The organism is Jiangella anatolica (assembly GCF_003236295.1).
Taxonomy (GTDB): domain Bacteria; phylum Actinomycetota; class Actinomycetes; order Jiangellales; family Jiangellaceae; genus Jiangella; species Jiangella anatolica.
This window is the reverse complement of record NZ_POTW01000026.1, coordinates 46,797-68,644: the sequence shown is the minus strand read 5'-3', so window position 1 is coordinate 68,644 and position 21,848 is coordinate 46,797. Positions and strand designations below refer to the sequence as shown.

General features: G+C 74.0%; 23 protein-coding genes. 6 read left to right on the top strand and 17 right to left on the bottom strand.

Translation table 11 applies throughout. The features are described from left to right. Positions 1–104: 104 nt before the first annotated feature. Positions 105–3,479 carry a pyruvate carboxylase gene (locus C1I92_RS13080; protein WP_111255099.1) on the top strand — a complete coding sequence of 1,125 codons (3,375 nt, stop codon included), beginning with the start codon at positions 105–107 and terminating at the stop codon, positions 3,477–3,479. 27 nt (positions 3,480–3,506) lie between these two features. Here C1I92_RS13080 and C1I92_RS13075 read toward each other — a convergent pair whose 3' ends face one another. Next, on the bottom strand, positions 3,507–3,707 hold the full coding sequence (locus C1I92_RS13075; protein WP_111255098.1) for a hypothetical protein: 201 nt from the start codon (positions 3,705–3,707) through the stop codon (positions 3,507–3,509). A gap of 80 nt (positions 3,708–3,787) precedes the next feature. Here C1I92_RS13075 and C1I92_RS13070 point away from each other — a divergent pair, with 80 nt between their 5' ends. Beyond that, positions 3,788–5,002, top strand: coding sequence for a cytochrome P450 (locus C1I92_RS13070; RefSeq protein ID WP_111255097.1), 1,215 nt, complete (start codon positions 3,788–3,790; stop codon positions 5,000–5,002). Continuing rightward, on the top strand, positions 4,999–5,418 hold the full coding sequence (locus C1I92_RS13065; protein ID WP_111255096.1) for a DUF6098 family protein: 420 nt from the start codon (positions 4,999–5,001) through the stop codon (positions 5,416–5,418). Before C1I92_RS13070 ends, C1I92_RS13065 begins: the two co-directional genes overlap by 4 nt. Positions 5,419–5,423: 5 nt before the next feature. Here C1I92_RS13065 and C1I92_RS13060 read toward each other — a convergent pair whose 3' ends face one another. Next, positions 5,424–5,786, bottom strand: a complete 363-nt coding sequence (locus tag C1I92_RS13060; RefSeq protein ID WP_111255095.1) for a VOC family protein — start codon at positions 5,784–5,786, stop codon at positions 5,424–5,426. Between the two features lie 119 nt (positions 5,787–5,905). Between C1I92_RS13060 and C1I92_RS13055 the strand changes: the two genes are divergently transcribed. Genes C1I92_RS13055 through C1I92_RS13045 form a run of 3 tightly spaced genes read left to right on the top strand, consistent with a single transcriptional unit; the run spans position 5,906 to position 7,814 of the window. Continuing rightward, on the top strand, positions 5,906–6,460 hold the full coding sequence (locus C1I92_RS13055) for a hemerythrin domain-containing protein (RefSeq protein ID WP_111255094.1): 555 nt from the start codon (positions 5,906–5,908) through the stop codon (positions 6,458–6,460). A gap of 11 nt (positions 6,461–6,471) precedes the next feature. Beyond that, a complete protein-coding gene (locus C1I92_RS13050) occupies positions 6,472–6,852 on the top strand; it encodes a DUF6766 family protein (protein WP_111255093.1) in 381 nt (126 codons plus the stop codon). Next, positions 6,849–7,814, top strand: a complete 966-nt coding sequence (locus tag C1I92_RS13045; RefSeq protein ID WP_111255092.1) for a TIGR03557 family F420-dependent LLM class oxidoreductase — start codon at positions 6,849–6,851, stop codon at positions 7,812–7,814. Before C1I92_RS13050 ends, C1I92_RS13045 begins: the two co-directional genes overlap by 4 nt. Before the next feature lie 13 nt (positions 7,815–7,827). On the opposite strand, the gene C1I92_RS13040 is transcribed toward C1I92_RS13045, so the two are convergent. Genes C1I92_RS13040 through C1I92_RS12975 form a run of 15 tightly spaced genes read right to left on the bottom strand, consistent with a single transcriptional unit; the run spans position 7,828 to position 21,846 of the window. Further along, positions 7,828–9,915, bottom strand: a complete 2,088-nt coding sequence (locus tag C1I92_RS13040) for a 3-hydroxyacyl-CoA dehydrogenase NAD-binding domain-containing protein (RefSeq protein WP_111255091.1) — start codon at positions 9,913–9,915, stop codon at positions 7,828–7,830. Continuing rightward, positions 9,912–11,132, bottom strand: coding sequence for an acetyl-CoA C-acetyltransferase (locus C1I92_RS13035; protein WP_111255090.1), 1,221 nt, complete (start codon positions 11,130–11,132; stop codon positions 9,912–9,914). The genes C1I92_RS13040 and C1I92_RS13035 overlap by 4 nt, the downstream gene beginning before the upstream one ends. Before the next feature lie 21 nt (positions 11,133–11,153). Beyond that, entirely contained in the window at positions 11,154–11,687 is a 534-nt protein-coding gene (locus tag C1I92_RS13030) for a MarR family winged helix-turn-helix transcriptional regulator (protein ID WP_233506955.1), read from the bottom strand. Between the two features lie 9 nt (positions 11,688–11,696). Next, positions 11,697–12,506 (bottom strand): ABC transporter ATP-binding protein, encoded by an 810-nt coding sequence (locus C1I92_RS13025; RefSeq protein WP_111255089.1) that lies wholly within the window; start codon positions 12,504–12,506, stop codon positions 11,697–11,699. Continuing rightward, positions 12,503–13,606, bottom strand: a complete 1,104-nt coding sequence (locus C1I92_RS13020) for a branched-chain amino acid ABC transporter permease (protein WP_111255088.1) — start codon at positions 13,604–13,606, stop codon at positions 12,503–12,505. Before C1I92_RS13020 ends, C1I92_RS13025 begins: the two co-directional genes overlap by 4 nt. After that, positions 13,606–14,490: a branched-chain amino acid ABC transporter permease gene (locus C1I92_RS13015; protein ID WP_111255087.1), complete on the bottom strand. Its 885-nt coding sequence runs from the start codon at positions 14,488–14,490 to the stop codon at positions 13,606–13,608. The genes C1I92_RS13020 and C1I92_RS13015 overlap by 1 nt, the downstream gene beginning before the upstream one ends. Continuing rightward, the gene (locus C1I92_RS13010) at positions 14,487–15,056 is read right to left on the bottom strand and encodes a hypothetical protein (protein WP_111255086.1); all 570 of its coding nucleotides are present in this window, start codon (positions 15,054–15,056) and stop codon (positions 14,487–14,489) included. The genes C1I92_RS13015 and C1I92_RS13010 overlap by 4 nt, the downstream gene beginning before the upstream one ends. After that, a complete protein-coding gene (locus C1I92_RS13005) occupies positions 15,053–15,841 on the bottom strand; it encodes an ABC transporter ATP-binding protein (protein WP_111255085.1) in 789 nt (262 codons plus the stop codon). Before C1I92_RS13005 ends, C1I92_RS13010 begins: the two co-directional genes overlap by 4 nt. Positions 15,842–15,852: 11 nt before the next feature. Further along, on the bottom strand, positions 15,853–16,632 hold the full coding sequence (locus C1I92_RS13000; RefSeq protein ID WP_158564111.1) for an SDR family NAD(P)-dependent oxidoreductase: 780 nt from the start codon (positions 16,630–16,632) through the stop codon (positions 15,853–15,855). Then, on the bottom strand, positions 16,629–18,218 hold the full coding sequence (locus C1I92_RS12995) for an AMP-binding protein (RefSeq protein WP_111255083.1): 1,590 nt from the start codon (positions 18,216–18,218) through the stop codon (positions 16,629–16,631). Before C1I92_RS12995 ends, C1I92_RS13000 begins: the two co-directional genes overlap by 4 nt. Beyond that, the gene (locus C1I92_RS12990; RefSeq protein ID WP_158564110.1) at positions 18,215–18,718 is read right to left on the bottom strand and encodes a Zn-ribbon domain-containing OB-fold protein; all 504 of its coding nucleotides are present in this window, start codon (positions 18,716–18,718) and stop codon (positions 18,215–18,217) included. Before C1I92_RS12990 ends, C1I92_RS12995 begins: the two co-directional genes overlap by 4 nt. Positions 18,719–18,732: 14 nt before the next feature. Then, the gene (locus C1I92_RS12985) at positions 18,733–19,926 is read right to left on the bottom strand and encodes a thiolase family protein (protein WP_158564109.1); all 1,194 of its coding nucleotides are present in this window, start codon (positions 19,924–19,926) and stop codon (positions 18,733–18,735) included. After that, positions 19,923–20,297: a hypothetical protein gene (locus C1I92_RS33780; RefSeq protein ID WP_158564108.1), complete on the bottom strand. Its 375-nt coding sequence runs from the start codon at positions 20,295–20,297 to the stop codon at positions 19,923–19,925. The genes C1I92_RS12985 and C1I92_RS33780 overlap by 4 nt, the downstream gene beginning before the upstream one ends. A gap of 8 nt (positions 20,298–20,305) precedes the next feature. Then, positions 20,306–21,091 (bottom strand): enoyl-CoA hydratase-related protein, encoded by a 786-nt coding sequence (locus tag C1I92_RS12980; protein ID WP_111255080.1) that lies wholly within the window; start codon positions 21,089–21,091, stop codon positions 20,306–20,308. After that, positions 21,088–21,846 (bottom strand): enoyl-CoA hydratase/isomerase family protein, encoded by a 759-nt coding sequence (locus tag C1I92_RS12975; RefSeq protein WP_111255079.1) that lies wholly within the window; start codon positions 21,844–21,846, stop codon positions 21,088–21,090. Before C1I92_RS12975 ends, C1I92_RS12980 begins: the two co-directional genes overlap by 4 nt. Between the last annotated feature and the right edge of the window lie 2 nt (positions 21,847–21,848).

The window sequence follows — 21,848 nt, the reverse complement described above, 5'->3', positions numbered from 1 at the left end:
CGCACCCCGTTTGATACAGGCGCCCGGCCACCGACGGGTCGGGAGCGGTCGTCCCGGACAATGTCCTGGGACGTCCACCCGCAGCCGACTGAGAAGAGATGAGCATGATCCGGAAGGTGCTCGTGGCCAATCGGGGCGAGATCGCGATCCGTGCGTTCCGCGCCGCGTACGAGCTGGGCGTACGCACCGTCGCCGTGTTCCCGCACGAGGACCGCAACTCGCTGCACCGGCTGAAGGCCGACGAGGCGTACGAGATCGGCGAGCCGGGGCACCCGGTGCGGGCGTACCTGTCGGTGGGCGAGATCGTGCGGGCGGCGACGGAGTCAGGCGCCGACGCGGTCTACCCGGGCTACGGGTTCCTCTCCGAGAACGCCGGCCTGGCCGAGGCGTGCGCCGACGCGGGCATCACGTTCATCGGGCCGCCGGCGGACCTGCTCCGGCTGACGGGGAACAAGGCGCACGCCGTGGCGGCGGCCCGGGAGGCGGGCGTGCCGGTGCTGCGCTCGTCGGCGCCGTCATCGGACCCCGACGAGCTGCTGGCGGCCGCGGACGAGATCGGCGTCCCGGTGTTCGTCAAGGCCGTCGCCGGCGGCGGCGGCCGGGGCATGCGGCAGGTGAGCGACGCCGCGCAGCTGCCCGAGGCGCTGGAGACCGCGGCGCGCGAGGCCGAGGCGGCCTTCGGCGACCGCACGCTCTTCCTCGAGCAGGCCGTGGTGCGCCCGCGGCACATCGAGGTGCAGATCCTCGCCGACGGGCAGGGCGGCGTCATCCACCTGTACGAGCGCGACTGCTCGGTGCAGCGGCGGCACCAGAAGGTGGTCGAGCTCGCGCCGGCGCCCAACCTCGACCCGTCCGTCCGGGACCGGATCTGCGCCGACGCCGTGAAGTTCGCCCGGCACATCGGCTACCGCAACGCCGGCACCGTCGAGTTCCTGCTCGACCCCGAGGGCCGGCACGTGTTCATCGAGATGAACCCGCGCATCCAGGTCGAGCACACGGTGACCGAGGAGGTCACCGACGTCGACCTGGTGCAGTCGCAGTTCCGCATCGCCGCGGGCGAGAGCCTGGCCGATCTCGGCCTCGCGCAGGAGTCCATCACCGTGCGCGGCGCCGCGCTGCAGTGCCGCATCACGACCGAGGACCCGGCCGACGGGTTCCGCCCGGACACCGGCACCATCAGCGCCTACCGCTCGCCCGGAGGGTCGGGCATCCGGCTCGACGGCGGCACCACCCACGCCGGCAGCGAGATCAGCCCGCACTTCGACTCGATGCTGGTGAAGCTGACCTGCCGCGGCCGCGACTTCGACGCCGCCGTGGCCCGCGCCCGCCGCGCGCTGGCCGAGTTCCGGATCCGCGGCGTCCGGACGAACATCCCGTTCCTGCAGGCCGTGCTCGACGATCCTGACTTCCGCGCCGGCGGCGTCACGACCTCGTTCATCGACGAGCACCCGCACCTGCTCGCCGGGCGAGCCTCCGCCGACCGCGGCACCCGGCTGCTCAGCTACCTCGCCGACGTGACGGTGAACCGGCAGCACGGCGAGCCGCCGCGGGCGCCGGAGCCCGCGCTGAAGCTGCCGCCGGTCCCCGCCGGTCCGCCGCCGGCCGGCTCCAAGCAGCGCCTGGACGAGCTGGGGCCGGACGGGTTCGCCGCCTGGCTGCGGGCGTCGTCGTCGCTGCACCTCACTGACACGACGTTCCGCGACGCGCACCAGTCGCTGCTGGCCACGCGGGTGCGCACCAAGGACCTGGTGGCGGCGGCGCCGGTGGTGGCGCACACGCTGCCGCAGCTGCTCTCGCTGGAGTGCTGGGGCGGCGCCACGTACGACGTCGCGCTGCGGTTCCTGGCCGAGGACCCGTGGGAGCGGCTCGCGGCGCTGCGCAAGGCGGTCCCGAACATCTGCCTGCAGATGCTGCTGCGCGGGCGCAACACCGTCGGCTACACGCCGTACCCGGTCGAGGTGGCGACGGCGTTCGTGCAGGAGGCGGCCGCGACCGGCGTCGACATCTTCCGCATCTTCGACGCGCTCAACAACGTCGAGCCGATGCGACCGGCCATCGACGCCGTCCGCGAGACCGGGACCGCCGTCGCCGAGGTCGCCATGTGCTACACGGCCGACCTGAGCGATCCCGGCGAGAAGCTGTACACGCTGGACTACTACCTGCGGCTGGCCGAGCAGATCGTCGCGGCCGGCGCGCACGTGCTGGCGATCAAGGACATGGCCGGGCTGCTGCGACCGCCCGCCGCGACCACGCTGGTGACGGCGCTGCGCCGTGAGTTCGACCTGCCGGTGCACCTGCACACCCATGACACCGCCGGTGGGCAGCTGGCGACCTACCTCGCCGCCGCCGCGGCCGGGGTCGACGCCGTCGACGGCGCCGTCGCGTCCATGGCCGGCACGACGTCGCAGCCGTCGTTGTCGGCGATCGTCGCCGCGGCCGAGGCCTCCGACCGTCCGGCGGAGCTGGATCTGCGCGCCGTCGGCGACCTCGAGCCGTACTGGCAGGGCGTTCGCGGGCTGTACGCACCGTTCGAGTCCGGCCTGGGCGCGCCGACGGGCCGGGTCTACCACCACGAGATCCCCGGCGGGCAGCTGTCGAACCTGCGCACGCAGGCCGTCGCGCTCGGCCTGGGCGACCGGTTCGAGGAGATCGAGGACCTGTACGCCGCCGCCGACCGCATCCTCGGCCGGCTGGTCAAGGTCACGCCGTCGTCGAAGGTGGTCGGCGACCTCGCCCTGCACCTCGTCGGCGCCGGGGTGTCGCCCGACGCCTTCGCCGCCTCGCCCGGCGCCTACGACATCCCCGACTCCGTCGTCCGGTTCCTGCACGGCGAGCTCGGCGACCCGCCCGGCGGCTGGCCCGAGCCGTTCCGCACCAAGGCGCTGGCCGGGCGCGCGTACACGCCGGCGACGGCCGAGCTGTCCGACGAGGACCGGGCCGGCCTGGCCGCCGACCGCCGTGAGACGCTGAACCGGCTGCTCTTCCCCGGGCCGGCGCGGGAGCACCGGGCGCACCGGGAGGCGTACGGCGACACCAGCGTGCTGTCGACCCGCGAGTTCTTCTACGGCCTGCGCTCCAACCAGGAGTACACCGTCGACCTCGAGCCCGGCGTCCGGCTGCTGATCGAGCTGCAGGCCATCGGCGAGGCCGACGAGCGCGGCGTGCGCACCGTCATGGCGACGCTCAACGGCCAGCTCCGCCCGCTGCAGATCCGGGACCGCTCGATCGCCTCGGAGCACGCGCCCGCCGAGAAGGCCGACCCGGGCAACCCGGCCCACGTCGCGGCCCCGTTCGCCGGCGTCGTCACGCTCACCGTCGCCGAGGGCGACACCGTCGAGGCCGGCGGCACCGTCGCCACCATCGAGGCGATGAAGATGGAGGCGGCCATCACGGCGAGCAAGGCCGGCACCGTCCGCCGGCTCCCCGTCAGCACCGTCGCGCGGGTCGAGGCCGGCGACCTCATCGTCGAGCTGGCCTGAGGGCGGACCGAACGGCGCCTACCCCGGTTACCGCGTGGCGAGCAGGCCGGCGATCGCGAGGGCGGCCAGGCCGCAGAACAGGACCACGACGACGGCCACCAGCACGGTGCTGTGCGGCCACCGTCCGCGGCGCTGGTCCGGCTGGTCGAACGCCGTCGGCCCCTCCGGCGGCCGCGGCCGTTGGGCCGGGTCCTCGTAGCCGCCGTCGTGCTCCTCGTGATGGCTCATGCCCATGACGTACCCATTCCGCGTGCCGCCGCACGCGCGCGCGGGCATGCGTGGCCCGCCGACGGGGTACCGGACCGGCCATGACGGTGCGTCAGGACGGTGCGCTGGGGTTGTGGCGGCACGGTTACGGGTGGGCGAGCGACCTTCGCGCCGGCCGGACGGCGGCGCCGGTCCGGTTCCTGGGCCGCCGATCGGTCGTGGTCGGCGGTCCGGAGGGGGTGTCGCGCTTCTACGATCCGCGGCTGCGCCGCGCGGGCGCGGTGCCGGCGCCGATCGGCGACGTCCTCTTCGGGTCCGGCTCGGTGCACGGCCTCGACGACGAGCCGCACCACTGGCACAAGGCTCGGTACCTGCAGCTGCTCACCCCGGCGACGGCCGACGCGCTGCGCTCGCGGACCCGGGACGAGTGGGACGAGGCGACCCGCGCGTGGGCGCCCGGCCGCACGTTCGTGCTGTTCGACGAGGCGGCCCGGGTCCTCACCGCCACGATGGTCCCGTGGGCCGGCATCCAGGCCGGCCCGGACGAGGTGGCGCGACGAGCGCGGCAGCTGGCCACGGTGCTCGACGGGTTCGCCGTTCCCGGCCGGCCGTACCTGCGCGCCCGGGCCGCCCGGCGACGGCTGGACCGATGGACCGCCGGTCTGATCGACGCGGCCCGGGCCGGCCGGGTCCGCGTCGACCCGGGGCTGCCGCTGGACGTCATGGCGCAGGCGCGGGAGCCGGACGGACGGTTGCTGCCGGCCCGGGCGGCCGGCGTCGCCCTGCTCAACGTGGTGCGCCCGGCCGTCGCCGTGGCGTGGTTCGTGGCCTTCGCCGCCGTCGCGCTGGTCCACCAGCCGTACTGGCGCGACCGGATCGCCGGCGGCGACGCCGCCGCGCTCACCGCGTTCGCGCAGGAGGTGCGGCGCCGCTACCCGTTCGTGCCGGTGCTCGCCGCTCGCGCCCGCACCGAACAGGACGTGCTCGGCGTCGAGGTCCCGGCCGGCGGCTACGTCGTCCTCGACGTGCACGGCACCGATCACGACCCGGCGCACTGGCCGGACCCGGACCGGTTCGACCCAGGCCGCTTCACCGGCCCGCCGCCCGCTCCCGGCACGCTGGTCCCGCAGGGCGGCGGCGCGCTGCGCACCGGGCACCGCTGCCCGGGCGAGGACGTCACCCTCGTCCTGCTCGAGGAGGCCGTGCGCCGCCTGGCGCTGACGCCCTACGAGCTGCCGCCGCAGGACCTCACCGCCGACCTCGCCCGCGTCCCGACACGCCCGCGCAGCGGTGTGCTGGTCACCGTCGCGCCATGAACGAGCTGCCCGTTCTCGACTCGCTGGACGACGTCGTGCGGGCCGTCCGCGACCACTCCGGCCTGCTCGTCCGCTACTCGCACGGGCCGGACGCGGACCGCCGGGCCGGGCCGAGCCGGGACTACGAGGCCGGCCTGGACCTGCCCGGCTGGTCGGTCACGACGCTGGAGCCCGAGCCGTGGTGGTCGCGGCCGCCCGCGGACTGGGTGGCGCGGCGGCTGTGCAAGTACGACGAGCTGGGCCAGGACGGCCGGTTCCCGTGGCTGCTCACCGGCCGGATCGTGGGCGAGGGCCCGGATCACGAGCCGCTCGTCGCCGACGTCGTCCCGGTGGCCCGCGTCGGCGGCAATGCGCTGGCCGAGGCGCGGCGACGGTACGAGGACCGGTTCGACGTCGGCCGCGACTCCGCGAGCTGACCGCGTCAGGACGAGCGGCGGTCCAGCACGCAGAACTCGTTGCCCTCCGGGTCGGCCAGGACGGTGAAGCCCTCGCGGCCGGTCTGCCCGACGTCGGCCCGGGTCGCGCCCAGCCCCAGCAGCCGCTCCACCTCGGCTTCCGCCGTCCCGTCCGCGGCGACCAGGTCCGGGTGGTTGCGGTTCTTCTCGTGCTTCGGCCCCGCGCTGGCCTGCAGCCAGACCGACAGCGCACCGTCCGGCGCGTCGGCAGGCGGTCGCAGGTGCGTGCCGTCGGCGTCGATCCGGTAGCCCAGCGCCTGGGACCAGAACCGCGCCATCAGCTCGACGTCCTTCACGTCGAGGGTCCACTGCGCGAACGTGCTCGTCATCGCTCCTCCACGTCGTCGGGTCACGACGTTCGTACCCAGCGGCGCGCGGACCAGGCATGTGCCCGTCGCAGCCGGGGTACGTCCTGGCCAGCCCGAGCCGACGAGAAAGGGTGGGAAGGATGACCGAGAGTCGTGACGTGGTGGACCTGATCGAGAAGGACCACCGGGAGATCGAGCGGCTGTTCGAGTTGCTGCGCACCGATCCCGGGCAGCGGGACCTGGCGGTGACGGAGGTCATGGCGCTGCTGGTGGCGCACAGCCGGGCCGAGGAGTCCGAGGTGTACCCGGTCGCCCGCGACGAGGCCGGCGAGACCGAAGAGGTGGCGCACAGCCAGGAGGAGCACGCCGAGGCCGAGGCGATCCTCGAACGGCTCGCCGGGATGGCCGCCGACGACCCGCAGTACGAGTCGGTGCTGCGTGAGCTGGTCGACTCCGTCGGTCACCACGTCGAGGAGGAGGAGAGCACCGTCCTGCCGGGCATGCGGCAGCGGCTCAGCGACGAGCGCCGGGCCGAGCTGGGCGAGGCGTTCCTCTCCGCCCGGGCGCAGCACCTCGGCGACCGGCCCGGCGAGGCCACCCGCGCGGAGCTGGCCCAGCAGGCGCGCAACCTCGGCGTCGACGGCACCTCCTCGATGTCCAAGGACGAGCTGCGCGACGAGGTCACGCCCGACTGAGGAGGCCAACCATGCGGAATCTGCGGCGTTGGGGCGCGGTGTACGTGCTCATCCTGTTGTTCCTCGGGTCGTGGCTGGGCCAGTTCTTCACCCAGCTGTCGGAGTTCCGCAGCGAACAGCAGACCCACGGCGAGCCGTTCACCTGGTCGGACTATCTGACGTCGTTCTTCGCCTCGACGTTCGAGAACTGGCAGAGCGAGTGGCTGCAGCTGGTGTTCCAGGCCGTCCTGCTGCTGGCCGCGAAGCACCTGCTGTTCCAGGCCGACGCGGAGGACCTGGAGCGGATCGAGCGGAAGATCGACAGGATCCACGAGCACGTGGGCGCCGGGCCGGCCGGCCCCGAGGAGGGCGATGACGCCGCGATCGAGCCCGAGCCGCGGACGCAGCCATGACGTTCGGCTACTTCCTCGCCAGCGAGGACTGGGCGCCGCGGGAGCTGATCCGGCAGGCCGTGCGGGCGCAGGAGGCCGGCTTCGAGGCTCTGTGGATCTCCGACCACTTCCATCCGTGGACCGACCAGCAGGGGCAGAGCCCGTTCGTGTGGTCGGTGATCGGCGCGCTGTCGCGCGAGACCGACCTGCCGATCACGACCGCCGTCACCTGCCCGACGGTGCGGATCCATCCGGCCGTCATCGCGCAGGCCGCGGCGACGGTCGCGGTCCTGCACGGCGGACGGTTCGTGCTCGGCGTCGGCACCGGCGAGGCGCTCAACGAGCAGGTCACGGGCGCGCCGTGGCCGCTCGCGGAGACCCGGCTGGCCATGCTCGAGGAGGCCGTCGCGGTCATGCGCGAGCTGTGGACGGGCGAGGTCGTCACGCGGGCCGGCGAGCACTACCGGGTCGAGCACGCCCGTATCTACACCAGGCCGGACACGCCACCGCCGGTCTACGTGTCGGCGTTCGCGCCGGGCGCGGCGGAGCTGGCCGGCCGCATCGGCGACGGCCTCATCTCGACCATCCCCGACGCCGGCCTCGTCGCCGCGTTCCATCGGGCCGGCGGCGCCGGCAAGCCGGTCCAGGGCGGGGTGAAGGTCTGCTACGGCGCCGACGCCGACGAGGCCGCGGCCACGGCACACCGGTTCTGGCCCAACGCGGGCCTCCCGGGCGAGCTCGGCCAGGTGCTGCGGACGCCGGAACACGTGATGCAGGCGTCCAGCATGGTCACACCGGAGCAGATCGGCGACTCCCACGCCTGCGGCCCCGACGCCGACCGGCACGTCCAGGCGATCAGCGCGTACCTCGACGCCGGCTACGGCGACGTCTTCGTCAACCAGATCGGCCCGGACCAGGACGCCTTCTTCGACTTCTACGCCGCCGAGGTGCTGCCGCGGCTGAAGGAGCGGCCCGGTCCGTGACGTCGCGCGCGGGTCAGCGCCGCACCAGCTCCGCCAGCTCCGGCGGCGGCTCGAACCGCTCGCCGTACGCCGCGGCCAGCTCGCGGGCACGGGCGGCGAAGCCGGCCGGGCCGCCGTCGTAGGCGGCGACGTACTGGAGCGCCCCGCCGTGGCGGGCGGGGAACCCGATGCCGAGCACCGAGCCCACGTTGGCCTCGGCCACGGACCGCAGCACGCCTTCGGCCAGGCACGTCGCCGTCTCCAGCGCCATGATGAAGGTGAAGCGTTCCTGCAGGTCACGGACGGGGACCGGCCGGTCCGGCCGGGCGTAGTGCGACCACAGCCCACGCCACAGCCGCTTCGGCCCGTCGCCGGGGTAGTCGTAGAAGCCCGCGCCGGACGCGCGCCCCGGCCGGCCGAACTCGGTCACCATCCGGTCGACGACGGCCATGCCGGGGCTGACGGCGAAGCCGAGGCCGGGGCCCTCGCCGGCCGCCCGGGCCTCGTCGCGGATCCGGCGCAGCAGGCCCAGCGACACCTCGTCGGTCATCGCCAGCGGGGGAGCGGGGAAGCCGGCCAGCGTCGCCGCCCGTTCGATCGTCACCGGGTCGACGCCCTCGCCCACCATCGCGGCCGCCTCGACCACGAGGGCGGCGAAGACCCGCGAGGTGAAGAAGCCACGCGAGTCGTTGACGACGATCGGCGTCTTGCCCAGCCGCCGCGCCATGTCGTAGGCGCGCGCCACCGCCGCGTCCGACGTCTGCTTCCCGACGATGACCTCGACCAGCGGCATCCGCTCGACCGGGGAGAAGAAGTGCATGCCGACGAAGTCCGCCGGTCGGCGGACCCCGGCGGCCAGGCCGCCGATCGGTAACGACGACGTGTTCGAGCAGAGCAGGGCGTCCGGCGCCACCACGTCCTCGATCTCGCCGAACACCGCCTGCTTGAGCCGCTGGTCCTCGAACACCGCCTCGATCACCAGGTCGCACCCGGCCAGGTCGGCGGCTTCCGCGGTCGGGTGGATCCGGGCCAGCACCTCGTCGGAAGCCGCGGCGCGGCTCCGGCCCGCCACGGCGCCGTCCAGGGAGACGTCCTTCAGCACGACGTCCAGCCCGGCGCGTGCGCAGACGTGCGCGATGCCGGCGCCCATCATCCCGGCGCCGAGGACGCCGACCTTCCGCACCGGCGGCGACGGGGGCCCGGCCGGGCGGGCCGCGCCCGAGTCGACCCGCCGCCGGTCGACGAAGGAGAACGTGACCAGGTTCGTGGACAGCCGGCTGGTGATCAGCTCGACCAGGTAGCGCGTCTCGATCCGGCTGGCGGTGCCGGCGTCGACATGGGCGCCCTCGACGGCGGCGCTCAGGATGTTCCTCGCGCTCAGCTCCGGCACACCCTTGGCCTTCGTTCGCAGCCGGGCCGGCAGCACCTGCAGCACGGCGGCCAGCTCCGGCGACGACGGCGCGCCGCCGGGCAGCCGATAGCCCGGCCGGTCCCAGGGCTGCGACCCGGCGTCCGGGTGCGCCGCGATCCACTGCCGCGCCGCCGCCAGCAGCCGGCCGGCCGGGACGATCTCGTCGACGAGTCCCGCCGCCAGCGCGCCGGCCGGGTCGAACCGGGTACCCGGCAGCAGCACCGACGTCAGCGCCCGCTGCAGGCCGAGCATCCGCACCGTCCGGGTGAGGCCGCCGAACCCCGGCAGCAGCCCGAGCGAGACCTCCGGCAGCCCCAGCCGCATGGGCACGTCCGCGACCAGCCGCCGATGGCAGGCCAGCGCGATCTCCAGGCCGCCGCCCAGCGCGGTCCCGTTGAGGGCCGCGACCACCGGCACGCCGAGCCGCTCCAGCCGGCGCAGGTCGGCCTTGACGCCCTCGACCCGCGCGAAGATCCGGGCCGCGTCCGCCCGGGTGGCGGTCAGCATCAGGTCGAGGTCGGCGCCCGCGCAGAACGTCGTCTTCGCGCTGGTCACGATGACACCGGTGACGTCGGCGCGCTCGGCCTCCAGCCGGTCGACGGCCGCGCGCAGCGCACGGTCGAACCGCTCGTGCATCGTCGTGACGGTCGCGTCGGGATCGTCGAGGGTCAGCACGACGACGCCGTCGTCGCCGCGCTCGTAGCCGATCACGCGACCCGCTCCACGATTGTGGCGACGCCCATGCCGCCGCCGACGCACATCGCCACCAGGCCGCGTCGCAGCCGGCGCCGTTCCAGCTCGTCGACCAGCGTGCCGACGAGCATCGCGCCGGTGGCGCCCAGCGGATGGCCCAGCGCGATCGCGCCGCCGTTGACGTTGACCGCATCGTGCGGCGCCCCGAGCTCGCGCATGAACCGCAGCACCACCGCCGCGAACGCCTCGTTCACCTCGAACAGGTCGATGTCGCCGGCCGCCAGCCCGGCCCGTGCCAGCGCCTTGCGGGCGGCCGGCGCGGGACCGGCCAGCATGAGCGTGGGCTCCGCGCCGGAGACGGCGGTGGCGACGATCCGGGCCCGCGGCGTGAGCCCGCATTCGTCGGCGACCCGCTGCGAGCCGACCACCACGAGCGCAGCGCCGTCGACGATGCCCGACGAGTTCCCCGCGTGGTGGACGTGGTCGATCCGCTCCACCGACGGGTACCGCTCCAGCGCCACCGCGTCGAAGCCCTGCTCCCCGAGCGCCGCGAACGATGGCCGCAGCGCCGCCAGCGACTCGGCCGTGGTGCCGGGCCGGAGGAACTCGTCGTGGTCCAGGATGGTCAGCCCGTTGCGGTCGGTCACCGGCACGACGGACTGGGCGAAGTGGCCGTTGGCCTGCGCCTTCGCCGCTCGCGCCTGCGACTCGACGGCGTACGCGTCGACGTCGGCCCGGGTCCAGCCGCCCAGCGTGGCGACGAGGTCGGCGCTGACGCCCTGCGGCACGTAACCGCCGGCGAACGCCGTCTCCGGGTCCATCGCCCAGGCGCCGCCGTCGCTGCCGATCGGCACCCGGGACATCGACTCGACGCCGCCGGCCAGGATCAGGTCCTCCCAGCCGGAGCGGACCCGCTGTGCCGCCTGGTTGACCGCGTCGAGGCCGCTGGAGCAGAACCGGTTCACCTGGATGCCGCCGGCGGTGTCCGGCAGCCCGGCGAGAAGGGCGACGCTGCGGGCGATGTCCATGCCCTGTTCGCCGATCGCCGTGACGCAGCCGAGCACGACGTCGTCGATCAGCTCCTCGTCGAGGCCGGGATGGCGCCGGCGCAGCTCCTCGACCAGGCCGACGACCAGCCCGACGGGCTTGACCTCGTGCAGCGAGCCGGTGCTCTTGCCGCGACCGCGCGGCGTTCTGATGGCCTCGAAGACGTATGCCTCACCGGCTGCGTGCACGGGGTGCCCTCCTACTCGGTGTTACGACGATTCGGCGTCACGACGGCCCTCCACGAAGTCCGCGTTCTCCTCGCGGATCCGGCGCAGCAGGCCGGACAGCGAGGCGAGGTCCGCCCGGGACCAGCCGGGCAGCCCGAAGTGGTCGGCGCCCACCTTCTCGGTGGCCTCCAGGGCGGTGGTGCGGCCCAGTTCGGTGATCTGGGCGAGGATGACCCGGCGGTCGGTGGGGTGCGCGACCCGCTGCACGTAGCCCTGGCGCTCGAGCCGGTCGACCGTGCTGGTGACGCTGGTGGAGTGCACCAGCAGCCGCTCGCCCATCTTGCCCAGGGGCAGCGACCCGTGCTGGCTGAACAGCAGCAGCAGCAGCGCCTCGAACCGGGCGAAGGTGAGGTCGTACGGCTTGAGGGTGTCCTCGAGCCGGCGCAGGAGGATCTGCTGGACCCGCATGATGGAGCCGACGGTGAGCACCTCGTCGGCCGCCGGCCAGGCTCGTTCGCGCCACTGACGGCGCACTTCTTCGATCGGGTCAACGGCAAGATCTGGTCGCTTGGGCACGGGTCAACCCTAACGAAAGGTCGGACTACGGTAAGTCGGAGACTCGCCTATCGGGCGTCCATCCATCTCGCGGTACGCGTTCTCGCCGGCCACCCCGAGGTACGCCGCCGACACCCGCGGGTCCGCCCGCAGCTCCGCCGGCGTGCCCGCCAGCACCACCGTCCCGGCCTCCAGCACGTACGCCCGGTCGGCCAGTGCCAGGGCCGCCCGGGCGTTCTGCTCGACCAGCAGGATCGTCACGCCGCGCTCCCGGTTCACGCGCGCCACCAGGGCGAAGATCTCGCGCGCCCGGATCGGGGCGAGTCCCAGCGACGGCTCGTCGAGGATCAGCAGCCGCGGCCGGGCCATCAGCGCGCGGGCGACGGCGAGCAGTTGCTGCTCGCCACCGGAGAGGTTGTCGGCCTTGGACCGGCGCAGCGCGGCCAACGCCGGGAACAGCTCGAACATCTCCCGCGCCGCCGCCCGGGCCGACCGCAGCGATCCGGCCGTGTGGCCGCCGGCCAGCAGGTTCTGCTCGACGGTGAGGTGCCGGAAGACCTGCCGGCCCTCCAGCACCTGGACGATGCCGCGCCGCACGATCATGCCCGGGTCGAGGCCGCGGATCGACCGGCCGGCGAACCTCAGGTCGCCGTGCGTCACCCGCCCGCGCTCACCGGCCAGCAGCCCGGAGACGGCCCGCAGCATCGTCGTCTTGCCGGCACCGTTCGGTCCCAGGACGGCGACCACCTCGCCGTCGGCGACGGTGAGCGACACGTCACGCAACGTCGGCGCGAGCGAGCCGTAGCTCGCCTGGACGTGGTCGAGCTCGAGTGCGGTCATCGGCTGCCCCTCTCGTTGCCGTCCAGCAGGTACGCGTCCGGCGCCGGCGTCCGGTACGGCCAGCGCGCGACCCGGTCGCGCAGCCGGCGGGCCAGCTGGACCAGCCCGCCGGGCTCGGCCACCAGGAAGACCAGGATCGCCGCGCCGAACAGCACCAGCTGGAGGTTGGCGACCAGCTCCGAGGTCAGCTCGATGCCCAGGACCGGCAGCCCGTCGCGGAGGAAGACCGGCAGCAGCGTGACGAACGCGGCACCCCAGATCCCGCCGGCGATGGTGCCGACGCCGCCGATGATGATCATCGCGATGTAGCTGATGGACAGCGAGAGCGGGAAGAACTCCGGCGTGATGGCGCCCGCGTTCACCGCGAACAGCGCGCCGGCCAGCCCGGCGTAACAGGACGACACGAAGAACGCGAGCAGCGTGTAGCGGAAGACCGAGATCCCGCTGCCGGCCGCGGCCAGGCTGTGGTCGCGGATCGCCACGAACGCCCGCCCGCAGCGCGACCGCAGCAGGTTGGCGGCGAAGACGACGCAGATCAGCAGGAAGCCGACGATGAGGTAGTAGCGCCCCTGGACCGTTCCGGTGTCGATCGGGCCGATCCGCTCGGCCGGGATCGACGCGGCCACCTGCGTCCCGCCGGTCACCCACTCCCAGTGGTTCAGCACCCACACGATGACGAACTGCGCGGCCAGCGTCGCGATGGCCAGGTACAGCCCGCGGATGCGCACCGCGACCAGCCCGAAGACCAGCGACGCGCAGCCCGCGATCAGTGCCGCCACGACGACGGCGGCCCACAGCGGCAGCCCGGCCCGGCCAACGAGGTTCACCGCGCCGTACGCGCCCACCGCGGCGAACGCCGCGTGGCCCACCGACAGCTGACCCGCGTAGCCGGTGAGGATGTTCACGCCGATCGAAGCCACGGCCGCCACCGCGACCAGGTTGACCAGGTCCAGCGAGTAGTCGCCGACCAGGTACGGCAGGGCGAGGAAGAGACCGGCGACGACCGCCAGGCGGGTCCGTCCAGCCCGGCTGGCCAGCGCGGACCGCTCTTGCCGGTAGCTCGTGCGCAGCTGCGGTCGCAGCACCGCGGTGGTCGCCATCACACCCGTCCGATCTCGTGCCGGCCGAACAGCCCGTAGGGGCGGACCAGCAGCACGACGATGAGCAGCAGCAGCGGGGCGACCAGACCGAAGCCGCCACCGACCAGTGGGTCCACGTACCAGGTGGCGAGGCTCTCGGCGATGCCGACGACCAGCCCGCCGACGACGACGCCGGCCAGCGAGTCGATGCCGCCGAGGATCACCACGGGGAAGACGAAGATGCCCACGAGCGCCAGGCCGGCGTCGACGCCCAGCACCGATCCCCACGCGAAGCCGCCGAAGGCCGCCGCGGCGCCGGCGATCGCCCACGCGATCGCGTTCACCCGGCGGATCCGGATGCCCAGGGACTGGGCGGCGAGCCGGTGGTCCGAGGCGGCCCGCATCGCCAGGCCGTAGCGGGTGGTGGCGAAGAACACCGCCACCAGCGCGATGAACGCGAGCGCGATGCCCATCGACCACACGTTGACCCGCGGCACCTGCAGGCCGGCCACCGAGACCGGCGCGGCGTTGAACGGCGACGGGATGCTGCGCGGCTCGCTGCCGAAGATGATCGGCACCAGGCCCTGCAGGATCGTGGCCAGCGCGAGCGTGGCCATGAGCAGCGCCAGCATCGACTGGTTCTCCAGCGGGCGGACGACCACGCGCTCGACCACCAGGCCGGCCGCGGCCATCAGCAGCATCGCCGCCGGCACGGCGACCACGGCCGGCAGCCCGCGCTCGCCCAGCAGCCATGCGGTGACGTAGCCGCCGAGCAGCACCAGCTCGCCCTGCGCCAGGTTGATGACGCCGCTGCCCTTGACGACCAGCACGAATCCGACCGAGATCAGCGCGTAGAGGGCGCCGAGGATCACCCCGTTGAGCAGCAGTTGCGGCAGGACGTTCATCGCTCGGCCTCCTCGTCCAGCGTGACGACGGCGAGGCCGAACAGCGCCAGCCACTCGACCGTGGCCGGCTCCGGCGGGCCGCCGAGCGAACCGGCGGCGCGCGCCACCTGCCAGCCGAACCGCCGCCGCACCCGGTTCCTGGCGAGCGCGCCGGCCAGCCGGCCCAGTGGGCCGGATCGGGTCGCCGTCGTGGCCTGCCGCAGCGCCCAGCCGCCCACGCCGCGGGCGAGGTCGATCTCGGCGCGGGCGGAGTGGACGGCCGCGTCCCAGGTCGACGGCGCCGCCACCAGCACCTGCGGAGCCAGCTGCCGGGCGGCAGCGGCCGCCGTGGCCGGCGACTCGGGGACGTTGGCGACGGCTCCTGCGGCCAGACAGGCCGCGAGGACGACCGCCGTGCCGGGCCAGTCCGGCGACTCGGCCGCCAGCACGTCCTCGCCGGGACGGAGCGACAGCGCCGCCGCCATCCGTTCGCCACTGGCCTGGGCCTCGGCGACGAGCTCGGCGCGGGGCACCTCGGTCCAGAGGCCGCGCGCCTGGCGGCGCAGCCCGATCCGCGGCCCGCTCATCGGACCGGCTCCGCGTCGTCCACGCCGAGATACGCCGCGACCACCGCGGGGTCGTGGCTCACCTGGTCCGGCGGCCCGTAGGCGATGAGATGGCCGAAGTCGAGCACGGCGACGACGTCGGAGACGCCCATCACGACGCTCATGTCGTGCTCGATCAGCAGCACGGTGACGCCGCGATCGCGCGCGCCGCGGATCAGCCGCACCATGTCGCGTTTCTCGCCGAGGTTCATGCCGGCCATCGGCTCGTCGAGCAGCAGCAGCGCGGGCTCCATGGCCAGCGCGCGGCCCAGCTCGACGCGCTTCTGCAGGCCGTACGGCAGCCGTCCGGCCGGAACGGTGCGCAGGTGGCCGATCTCGAGCAGCGCCAGCAGGTCCTCGACCACCTCGCGCTCGGCCAGCTCCTCCCGCGTGCACCAGGGCAGCGACAGGCCGCCGGCCAGCAGGCCGGAGCGCATCCGCAGGTGCCGGCCGGCCAGCAGGTTGTCCGCGACCGACAGGCCGCCGAACAGGCCGACGTTCTGGTAGGTGCGGACGATCCCGGCCCGGGCCACCCGGTCCGGCCGCAGGCCGGTGAGGTTCCGGCCGAGCGCCTCGATCCGGCCCGAGTCCGGCCGGTAGTAACCGGTCAGGCAGTTGACCAGCGACGTCTTGCCGGCGCCGTTCGGCCCGATCAGGGACGCCAGGGCGCCGGTCGGCACGTCGAAGGAGACCGACTGCAGCGTCTTGACCCCGGCGAAGGACAGGCACAGGTCCTGGACCCGGAGGGCGGGAGCAACCTCACTCATGATGGTCCCCCTCAGCTCATCGTCAGGCCGCCGCTGGCGCTGAGCGCCTGGCCGGTGACGAAGCTGGCGTCGTCGGAGGCGAGGAACACCGCCGCCGCGGCCACCTCTGCCGGCTCGGCCACCCGCTTCAGCGGCACGCCCCGGATCAGGCCCGCGGCCAGGCGCTGGGACAGCTCGTCCTCGCGCGCCAGCAGCCCCTGCCACAGCTCCGTGTTGATCGGGCCCGGGCAGACGACGTTCGCCCGCACGCCGGAGCGCGCGTACTCCCGGGCGATCGACTTGGCGAACGCGATCAGCCCGCCGCGGCAGGCGGCGGAGATCGCCTCGCCGCTGGCACCGACCTTGCCCGAGTCGGAGCCGACGAACACGAACGCGCCGCGCCCGCGCGCCAGCATCGCCGGCAGGGCGGCCCGGGTGCAGTGGAAGGCGCTCTTCAGCTCCGCGCCGATGGTCCGGTCGATCAGCTCGTCGTCGACGTCGAGGAACGGCGTCATGTGTGCGGTGGCGCCGACGGTGGACACGACAGCGTCCAGCCCGCCGAGCTTCTCGCTCACCTCCGTCACCGCCGCGCCGGCCTCGTCCGGGTCGGCGAGGTCGGCCCGGACGGCGACGGCCCGCCGGCCGGCGTTCTCGACCTCCGTCACCAGCCCGTCGGCGACCTCGGCCCGGGAGCGGTAGAGGACGCCGACGTCGGCGCCCTCGGCCGCCAGCCGGCGCACCGTCGCGGCGCCCACGCCGCCGGAGCCGCCGGCCACCAGCACCACCCGGCCGTCGAACCGTGCTCCATTCACAGCGACCCCCCGAGGTTGCGATCCCACGTGTGCGGCCCGACGCCGCGGCCGCGGATCTCGGTCTTGCGGATCTTCCCGGTCGGCGTCTTCGGCAGCTCGTCCCAGACCTCGACGTAGCGGGGGACGGCGAAGTAGGCCAGCTGGTCGGCGCAGTACGCGACCACCTTGGCCGGGTCCAGCTCCTGTCCCGGCTCGGCGACGACGGCCAGGTACACCTCGTCGTCGTGCCGCCCGTGCCCGGACGGCACGGCCACCGCGGCGCACTCCAGCACGGCCGGGATCTGCGTGACCACGGCCTCGATCTCGAAGCTGGAGATGTTCTCGCCGCGCCGCCTGATCACGTCCTTGATCCGGTCGACGAAGTGCAGATAGCCCTCCTCGTCGAACCGGCCGGCGTCGCCGGTGTGCACCCAGCAGTTGCGCATGAGCGCCACGGTCTCGGCCGGGCGGTTGTGGTAGCCGAGCGTCGTGACGTAGGGGCGGCGCGGGCGGACGACGATCTCGCCGACCTCGCCGACCGGCAGCGGACGGTCGTCGGCGTCGACCACCTGGACCTCCGCGTGCGGCAGCGGCGTGCCGGCCGTCTCCAGCCGGGGCCGCTCGTGCGGGTGCAGCGTCACCATGCCGATCTCGGTGGCGCCGTAGCCGCCGAGCAGCGGCACCCCGAAGCGCTCGGCGAACCGCGCCGCCTGGCTCTCGCCGTAGCCGATGCCCCAGCCCATGCGCAGGGTGTGGTCGTCGCGGGCGGGCGCGGCGCCGGCCTCGGCGAGCAGGAAGTCGACCATCGGGCCCATGCAGAAGAACAGCGTGCAGCCGTGCCGCTGGACGTCCGGCCAGAACCGGCGCACCGAGAACCGGTCGGTCAGCACCATCGACGCGCCGAAGCGCAGCGCCGACAGGGTGATCATCGCCTGCGAGGCGTTGTGGAACAGCGGGAAGTAGTTGTAGAAGACGTCGGACTCGTCCATCCGCAGGTGGCCGCCGATCACCTCGGCGACGGTGAGCTCGTGCTCGTGGCACAGCAGCACGCCCTTCGACGCCGACGTGGTGCCGGACGTCAGCATGATCGCCACCGGGTCGGACGGCCGGACCTCGGCCTCGGGCACGCTCGGCCCGGCCGCCACCGCGGTCCACGGGACGAGAGCGACGGAGGCCGCCTCGTCGGCCTCGGCCTCGCCCACCACCACGACGGTGCGGATCCCCGGCACCCGGGGCAGCAGCGGCAGCACCGCCGGCAGCCGCGCCGCGTCGACGACGAGCGTCGCCGCGCCCGTCTCGGCGAGCACCGACTCCAGCTGCCAGCCCTTGTATGCGGTGTTGACGGGCGCCTCGACCGCGCCCAGCCGGGCCAGCCCGAACCAGGCGGCGAGGAACTCCGGCCCGTTGTCCAGCAGCAACGCCACGACGTCACCGGCGCCGACGCCCAGCTCGGCGAAGCCGCCGCAGGCCCGGGCCGCCCGGTCGGCCAGCTCCCGGTAGGACAGCCGCTCGTCGCGCCACCACACGAACGTCGCGTCGCCGCGCTCTGCCGCGCGGTGGTCCAGCAGCGCGCCCAGCGTGCGCCGGCCGGTGTAGCCGGCGGTCATGGCTGCTCCACCGGCACGAAGTAGACGTCGGCCAGCGTGCCGCGTCGCTGCTCGCGGAACCGGACCTCGACCCGGGTGCCCACCCGCACCGTCCGGTTGACCCGCAGGTCGTCGGTGTGGATCAGCGTGTGCAGCGCGTTCGTCATGCCGTCGAGCCGGACCAGCGCGTAGACGAACGGCGGCTGGACGTAGCGGCGCACCGGCGAGTTGATCTGGGTCCAGTAGCAGTACACCGGCGCCACCACTGTGCCCGTGCCCGGGTGCGGCTGCCACGTCGTCCGCTCCCAGCAGCGCGGGCAGTCCCGGCGGGGGGGGCAGTAGCCGCGGTCGCAGAGCTCGCACCGGGTCACCGTCAGCCGCTGGTTGTCGACGATCTCGCGGAAGAACCGCGAGACTCCGCCATAGGAGTAGGAGTAGTAGTAGTGCAGCTCGTCGGGGACCTCGAACCAGTCGTCGGCGTCCACCGCGTCGTCGGGAAGGTCCACCCCGGTCGTGGTCATCGGCTCCACCTCCCTCATCGGCCGTCCCGTTCCAGCACGATGGCCGCGCCCAGGCCCAGCCCGGCCCCGCCGACCATGCAGGCCAGCCCTCGTCCGGCCCGGATCGGCACCTGCCGCTCGCCGGCCTCGCCGCGCAGCTGCTGGACGATCTCGCCGGTGCTGTAGATGCCCGAGACGCCGGCGATGTGCCCGGCGCCGATGCGCCCGCCGGACGGGTTCACCGGCAGCGGGCCGTCGAACGCCGTGAACCCCTCGTCGATCAGCGCGCCGCCCTCGCCGGGCGCGCACAGCCCGAGCTCGGCGTAGCTCATCAGCTCCAGCCCGGCCACCAGGTCGTTCAGCTCGACGACGTCCAGCTCGGTCCGCGGGTCGGTGACGCCGGCCATCCGGTAGGCCTGCCGGCTGGCGCCGTACAGCGGCCAGACCCGGCCGGCGTCGTCGGCGCTCATCTCGTCGGTCGAGTTGTGATGGCAGGTGCCGACGCCGGTGATCCACACCGGCCGCTGCTCCGGCCGCACGAGCTCCTCGGCCACCAGCACGACGGCCGAGGCCGCCTCGCCGTACAGGCATGACTCGAACATCGTGGTGGGCCAGTTGGTGAGCCGGGAGTCCAGCACCTCCTCGACGGTGACCGGCCGGCGCAGGTGCGCGTTCGGGTTGCGGACGGCGTTGGCCCGGTTCTTCACCGCGACCCGGGCGATCTGCTCCTCGGTCGGCCCGCCGAACTTGTCCATGTGGGCGGTGAGCAGCAGCGCCCACGGCTGCTGCGAGAACGGCAGGTGCCAGGTGGTGTCCAGCGTCATGCTCTCGGCCTCCAGCGCGGCGTCGGCGCGCTGTCCGGTCTCCGGGTCGTCGACGTCGAGCGCCTTCTGCACGCCGAGGCAGAGCACGACGTCGCTGAACCCGGACGCCACGTCCGCCCACGCCGTCTTCACCGCGTACCCGCCGGACGCCGCGCCCGCGGTGACCCGCTGGCCGGGCCGGCCGTTGAGCCCGAGGTAGTCGTGGATCATCACGTCCGGCGTGCCCTGCCGGATCAGCAGCTCGCTGTAGACCGAGTAGACCGCGGACGTGACGTCGCCGGCGACCAGCCCGGCGTCGGCCAGCGCCCGTTTCGCGGCCATCATCGCCAGCTCGTCGAAGCGGTCGGCGGGGTACCGGGAGCGGAACGGCAGCTGTCCCACGCCCACGACCGCGACCCGCCTCATCGCGACCTGCCCTGCTCGCGCTTGAGCCGGCCCAGGGCCCGGCTCAGGAAGATGAGGTCGTAGTAGTCGCCGGCCCGCAGCCGCATGCCGCCGTGTGCGAACTGGTGGGTGATGTCGCGTCCGTCGAGGAACACCTCGCGCAGCGCCTCGGGGGTCGCCTCGACCACCACCGTCGGCGCCGGATGACCGCCCCTGACGACGCCCGGTACGCCGGCGGACACGCTGAGATGCCACCGTTCGCCGGTCGCGACCTCGAAGAGGATCACCGCGTCCCATCGTTCCGTCCCCCCGGCCGGAATGTCGACGACGACCGCCGCGATGGCGGCGACGAGGTCGTCCTGGCTGGGATCGTACGACGGCAGGGCGGTCATGGGCGGCCTCATCGGTAGTCGGTGAAGTCGGGGGCACGGCGGTCGCGGAAGGCGCGGTAGCCCTCCTCGGCCTCGGCCGTTCGGTAGAAGAGGTCGACGGTGGACACCGCGAACCGGCTCATCGCCGCGATCATCTCGGTGTCGACGGCGAAGGACTGCTTGGCCAGCCGCAGCGCCGTCGGGCTCAGCGCGGCGATCTCCGCGCACCAGCGCAACGCCTCGGCCATCAGCTCCTCGCCCGGCACGACGGCGTTGACCAGCCCCATCGCCAGCGCCTCGGCGGCGCTGTAGCGCCTGCACAGGAACCACAGCTCCCGCGCCTTCTTCTCGCCGACCAGCCGGGCCAGGTACGACGTGCCGAAGCCGGGGTCGACGCTGCCGACCCGCGGCCCGACCTGGCCGAAGACGGCGTGCTCCGCGGCGATGGTGAGGTCGCAGACGACCTGCAGGACGTTGCCGCCGCCGATGGCGTAGCCGTTCACCGCCGCGATCACCGGCTTGGGCAGCGAGCGGACCGTGTAGTTGAACGTGTCGATGTCGATGCCCGTGGCGTGCGGCCCGGCGTAGCCGGCGTCGGTCTTCGTCGACAGGTCGCCGCCTGTGCAGAAGGCCTTCTCGCCCGCCCCGGTGATGACGACGGCGGCCACGGTCCGGTCCGCGGCGGCCGCGCGGAGGGCGTGGACCAGCTCGTCGACGGTCTCGGCCCGGAACGCGTTCATCACCTCGGGCCGGTCGATCGTGACGATCGCCGCGGCGTCGCGCCGCTCGTACCTGATGTCGGTGTAGTCGCTCATGTGCGGGCTCCCTTCCTGGCCAGGAAGGCGTCGCGGGCGGCGCGATGCTCGGACGTGGCCAGCAGCGCGACCTGGGCGTCCAGCTCGGCGGCCAGCGCGCTGGCCAGGTCCACATGCCGGTCGACCAGGCGTTTGGTGGCCACCAGCGCCGGCCGGGACCGGTCCGCCAACGTCCGCGCCACCGTCTCCACCTCGGCGAGCAGGCGGTCGTCCGGCACGACCCGGTCCACCAGCCCGGCGCCAGCCGCGTCGACCGCGTCCAGCGTGCCGCCGAGCAGCAGCAGCTCCTTGGTCCGGCCCGGACCCAGCCGGGCCGGCAGCAGCACGCTGGCGCCGGCGTCGGGCGCCAGCCCCAGGCCGGTGAACGAGAGCACGAACCGGGCCGACGCGGCGGCGTAGACGAGGTCGCAGGCCAGCGCCAGGCCGCAGCCGGCGCCGGCCGCCGCGCCGTGCACGGCCGCGACCGTCGGGACCGGGAAGCCGTGCAGCGCCGCGATCATCCGGTTGCCGGCCGCCATCCGGTCCGCGGCCTCGGCCGGCGTCCGCGGCTGCGCCAGCTCGGCCAGGTCGCCACCGGCGCAGAACGTCTCGCCCCGGCCGGTCAGCACGAGCGCGTGCAGGTCGTCGTCGCCGGCCAGCCGGTCCAGCGCGTCGGCCAGCTCCACCCGCATCCGCAGGTCGACGGCGTTGCGCACGGCCGGCCGGTCCAGGATCACCCAGGCGACCCGGTCACGGCGTTCGACGACGACGGTCACCG

Bases quoted from the DNA above. Each gene is read 5' to 3' on its own strand.
- C1I92_RS13080 (WP_111255099.1), top strand. From the start codon at position 105: ATGATCCGGAAGGTGCTCGTGGCCAATCGGGGCGAGATCGCGATCCGT.
- C1I92_RS13075 (WP_111255098.1), bottom strand. From the start codon at position 3,707: ATGAGCCATCACGAGGAGCACGACGGCGGCTACGAGGACCCGGCCCAA.
- C1I92_RS13070 (WP_111255097.1), top strand. From the start codon at position 3,788: ATGACGGTGCGTCAGGACGGTGCGCTGGGGTTGTGGCGGCACGGTTAC.
- C1I92_RS13065 (WP_111255096.1), top strand. From the start codon at position 4,999: ATGAACGAGCTGCCCGTTCTCGACTCGCTGGACGACGTCGTGCGGGCC.
- C1I92_RS13060 (WP_111255095.1), bottom strand. From the start codon at position 5,786: ATGACGAGCACGTTCGCGCAGTGGACCCTCGACGTGAAGGACGTCGAG.
- C1I92_RS13055 (WP_111255094.1), top strand. From the start codon at position 5,906: ATGACCGAGAGTCGTGACGTGGTGGACCTGATCGAGAAGGACCACCGG.
- C1I92_RS13050 (WP_111255093.1), top strand. From the start codon at position 6,472: ATGCGGAATCTGCGGCGTTGGGGCGCGGTGTACGTGCTCATCCTGTTG.
- C1I92_RS13045 (WP_111255092.1), top strand. From the start codon at position 6,849: ATGACGTTCGGCTACTTCCTCGCCAGCGAGGACTGGGCGCCGCGGGAG.
- C1I92_RS13025 (WP_111255089.1), bottom strand. From the start codon at position 12,506: ATGACCGCACTCGAGCTCGACCACGTCCAGGCGAGCTACGGCTCGCTC.
- C1I92_RS13020 (WP_111255088.1), bottom strand. From the start codon at position 13,606: ATGGCGACCACCGCGGTGCTGCGACCGCAGCTGCGCACGAGCTACCGG.
- C1I92_RS13015 (WP_111255087.1), bottom strand. From the start codon at position 14,490: ATGAACGTCCTGCCGCAACTGCTGCTCAACGGGGTGATCCTCGGCGCC.
- C1I92_RS13010 (WP_111255086.1), bottom strand. From the start codon at position 15,056: ATGAGCGGGCCGCGGATCGGGCTGCGCCGCCAGGCGCGCGGCCTCTGG.
- C1I92_RS13005 (WP_111255085.1), bottom strand. From the start codon at position 15,841: ATGAGTGAGGTTGCTCCCGCCCTCCGGGTCCAGGACCTGTGCCTGTCC.
- C1I92_RS12995 (WP_111255083.1), bottom strand. From the start codon at position 18,218: ATGACCGCCGGCTACACCGGCCGGCGCACGCTGGGCGCGCTGCTGGAC.
- C1I92_RS12990 (WP_158564110.1), bottom strand. From the start codon at position 18,718: ATGACCACGACCGGGGTGGACCTTCCCGACGACGCGGTGGACGCCGAC.
- C1I92_RS12985 (WP_158564109.1), bottom strand. From the start codon at position 19,926: ATGAGGCGGGTCGCGGTCGTGGGCGTGGGACAGCTGCCGTTCCGCTCC.
- C1I92_RS33780 (WP_158564108.1), bottom strand. From the start codon at position 20,297: ATGACCGCCCTGCCGTCGTACGATCCCAGCCAGGACGACCTCGTCGCC.
- C1I92_RS12980 (WP_111255080.1), bottom strand. From the start codon at position 21,091: ATGAGCGACTACACCGACATCAGGTACGAGCGGCGCGACGCCGCGGCG.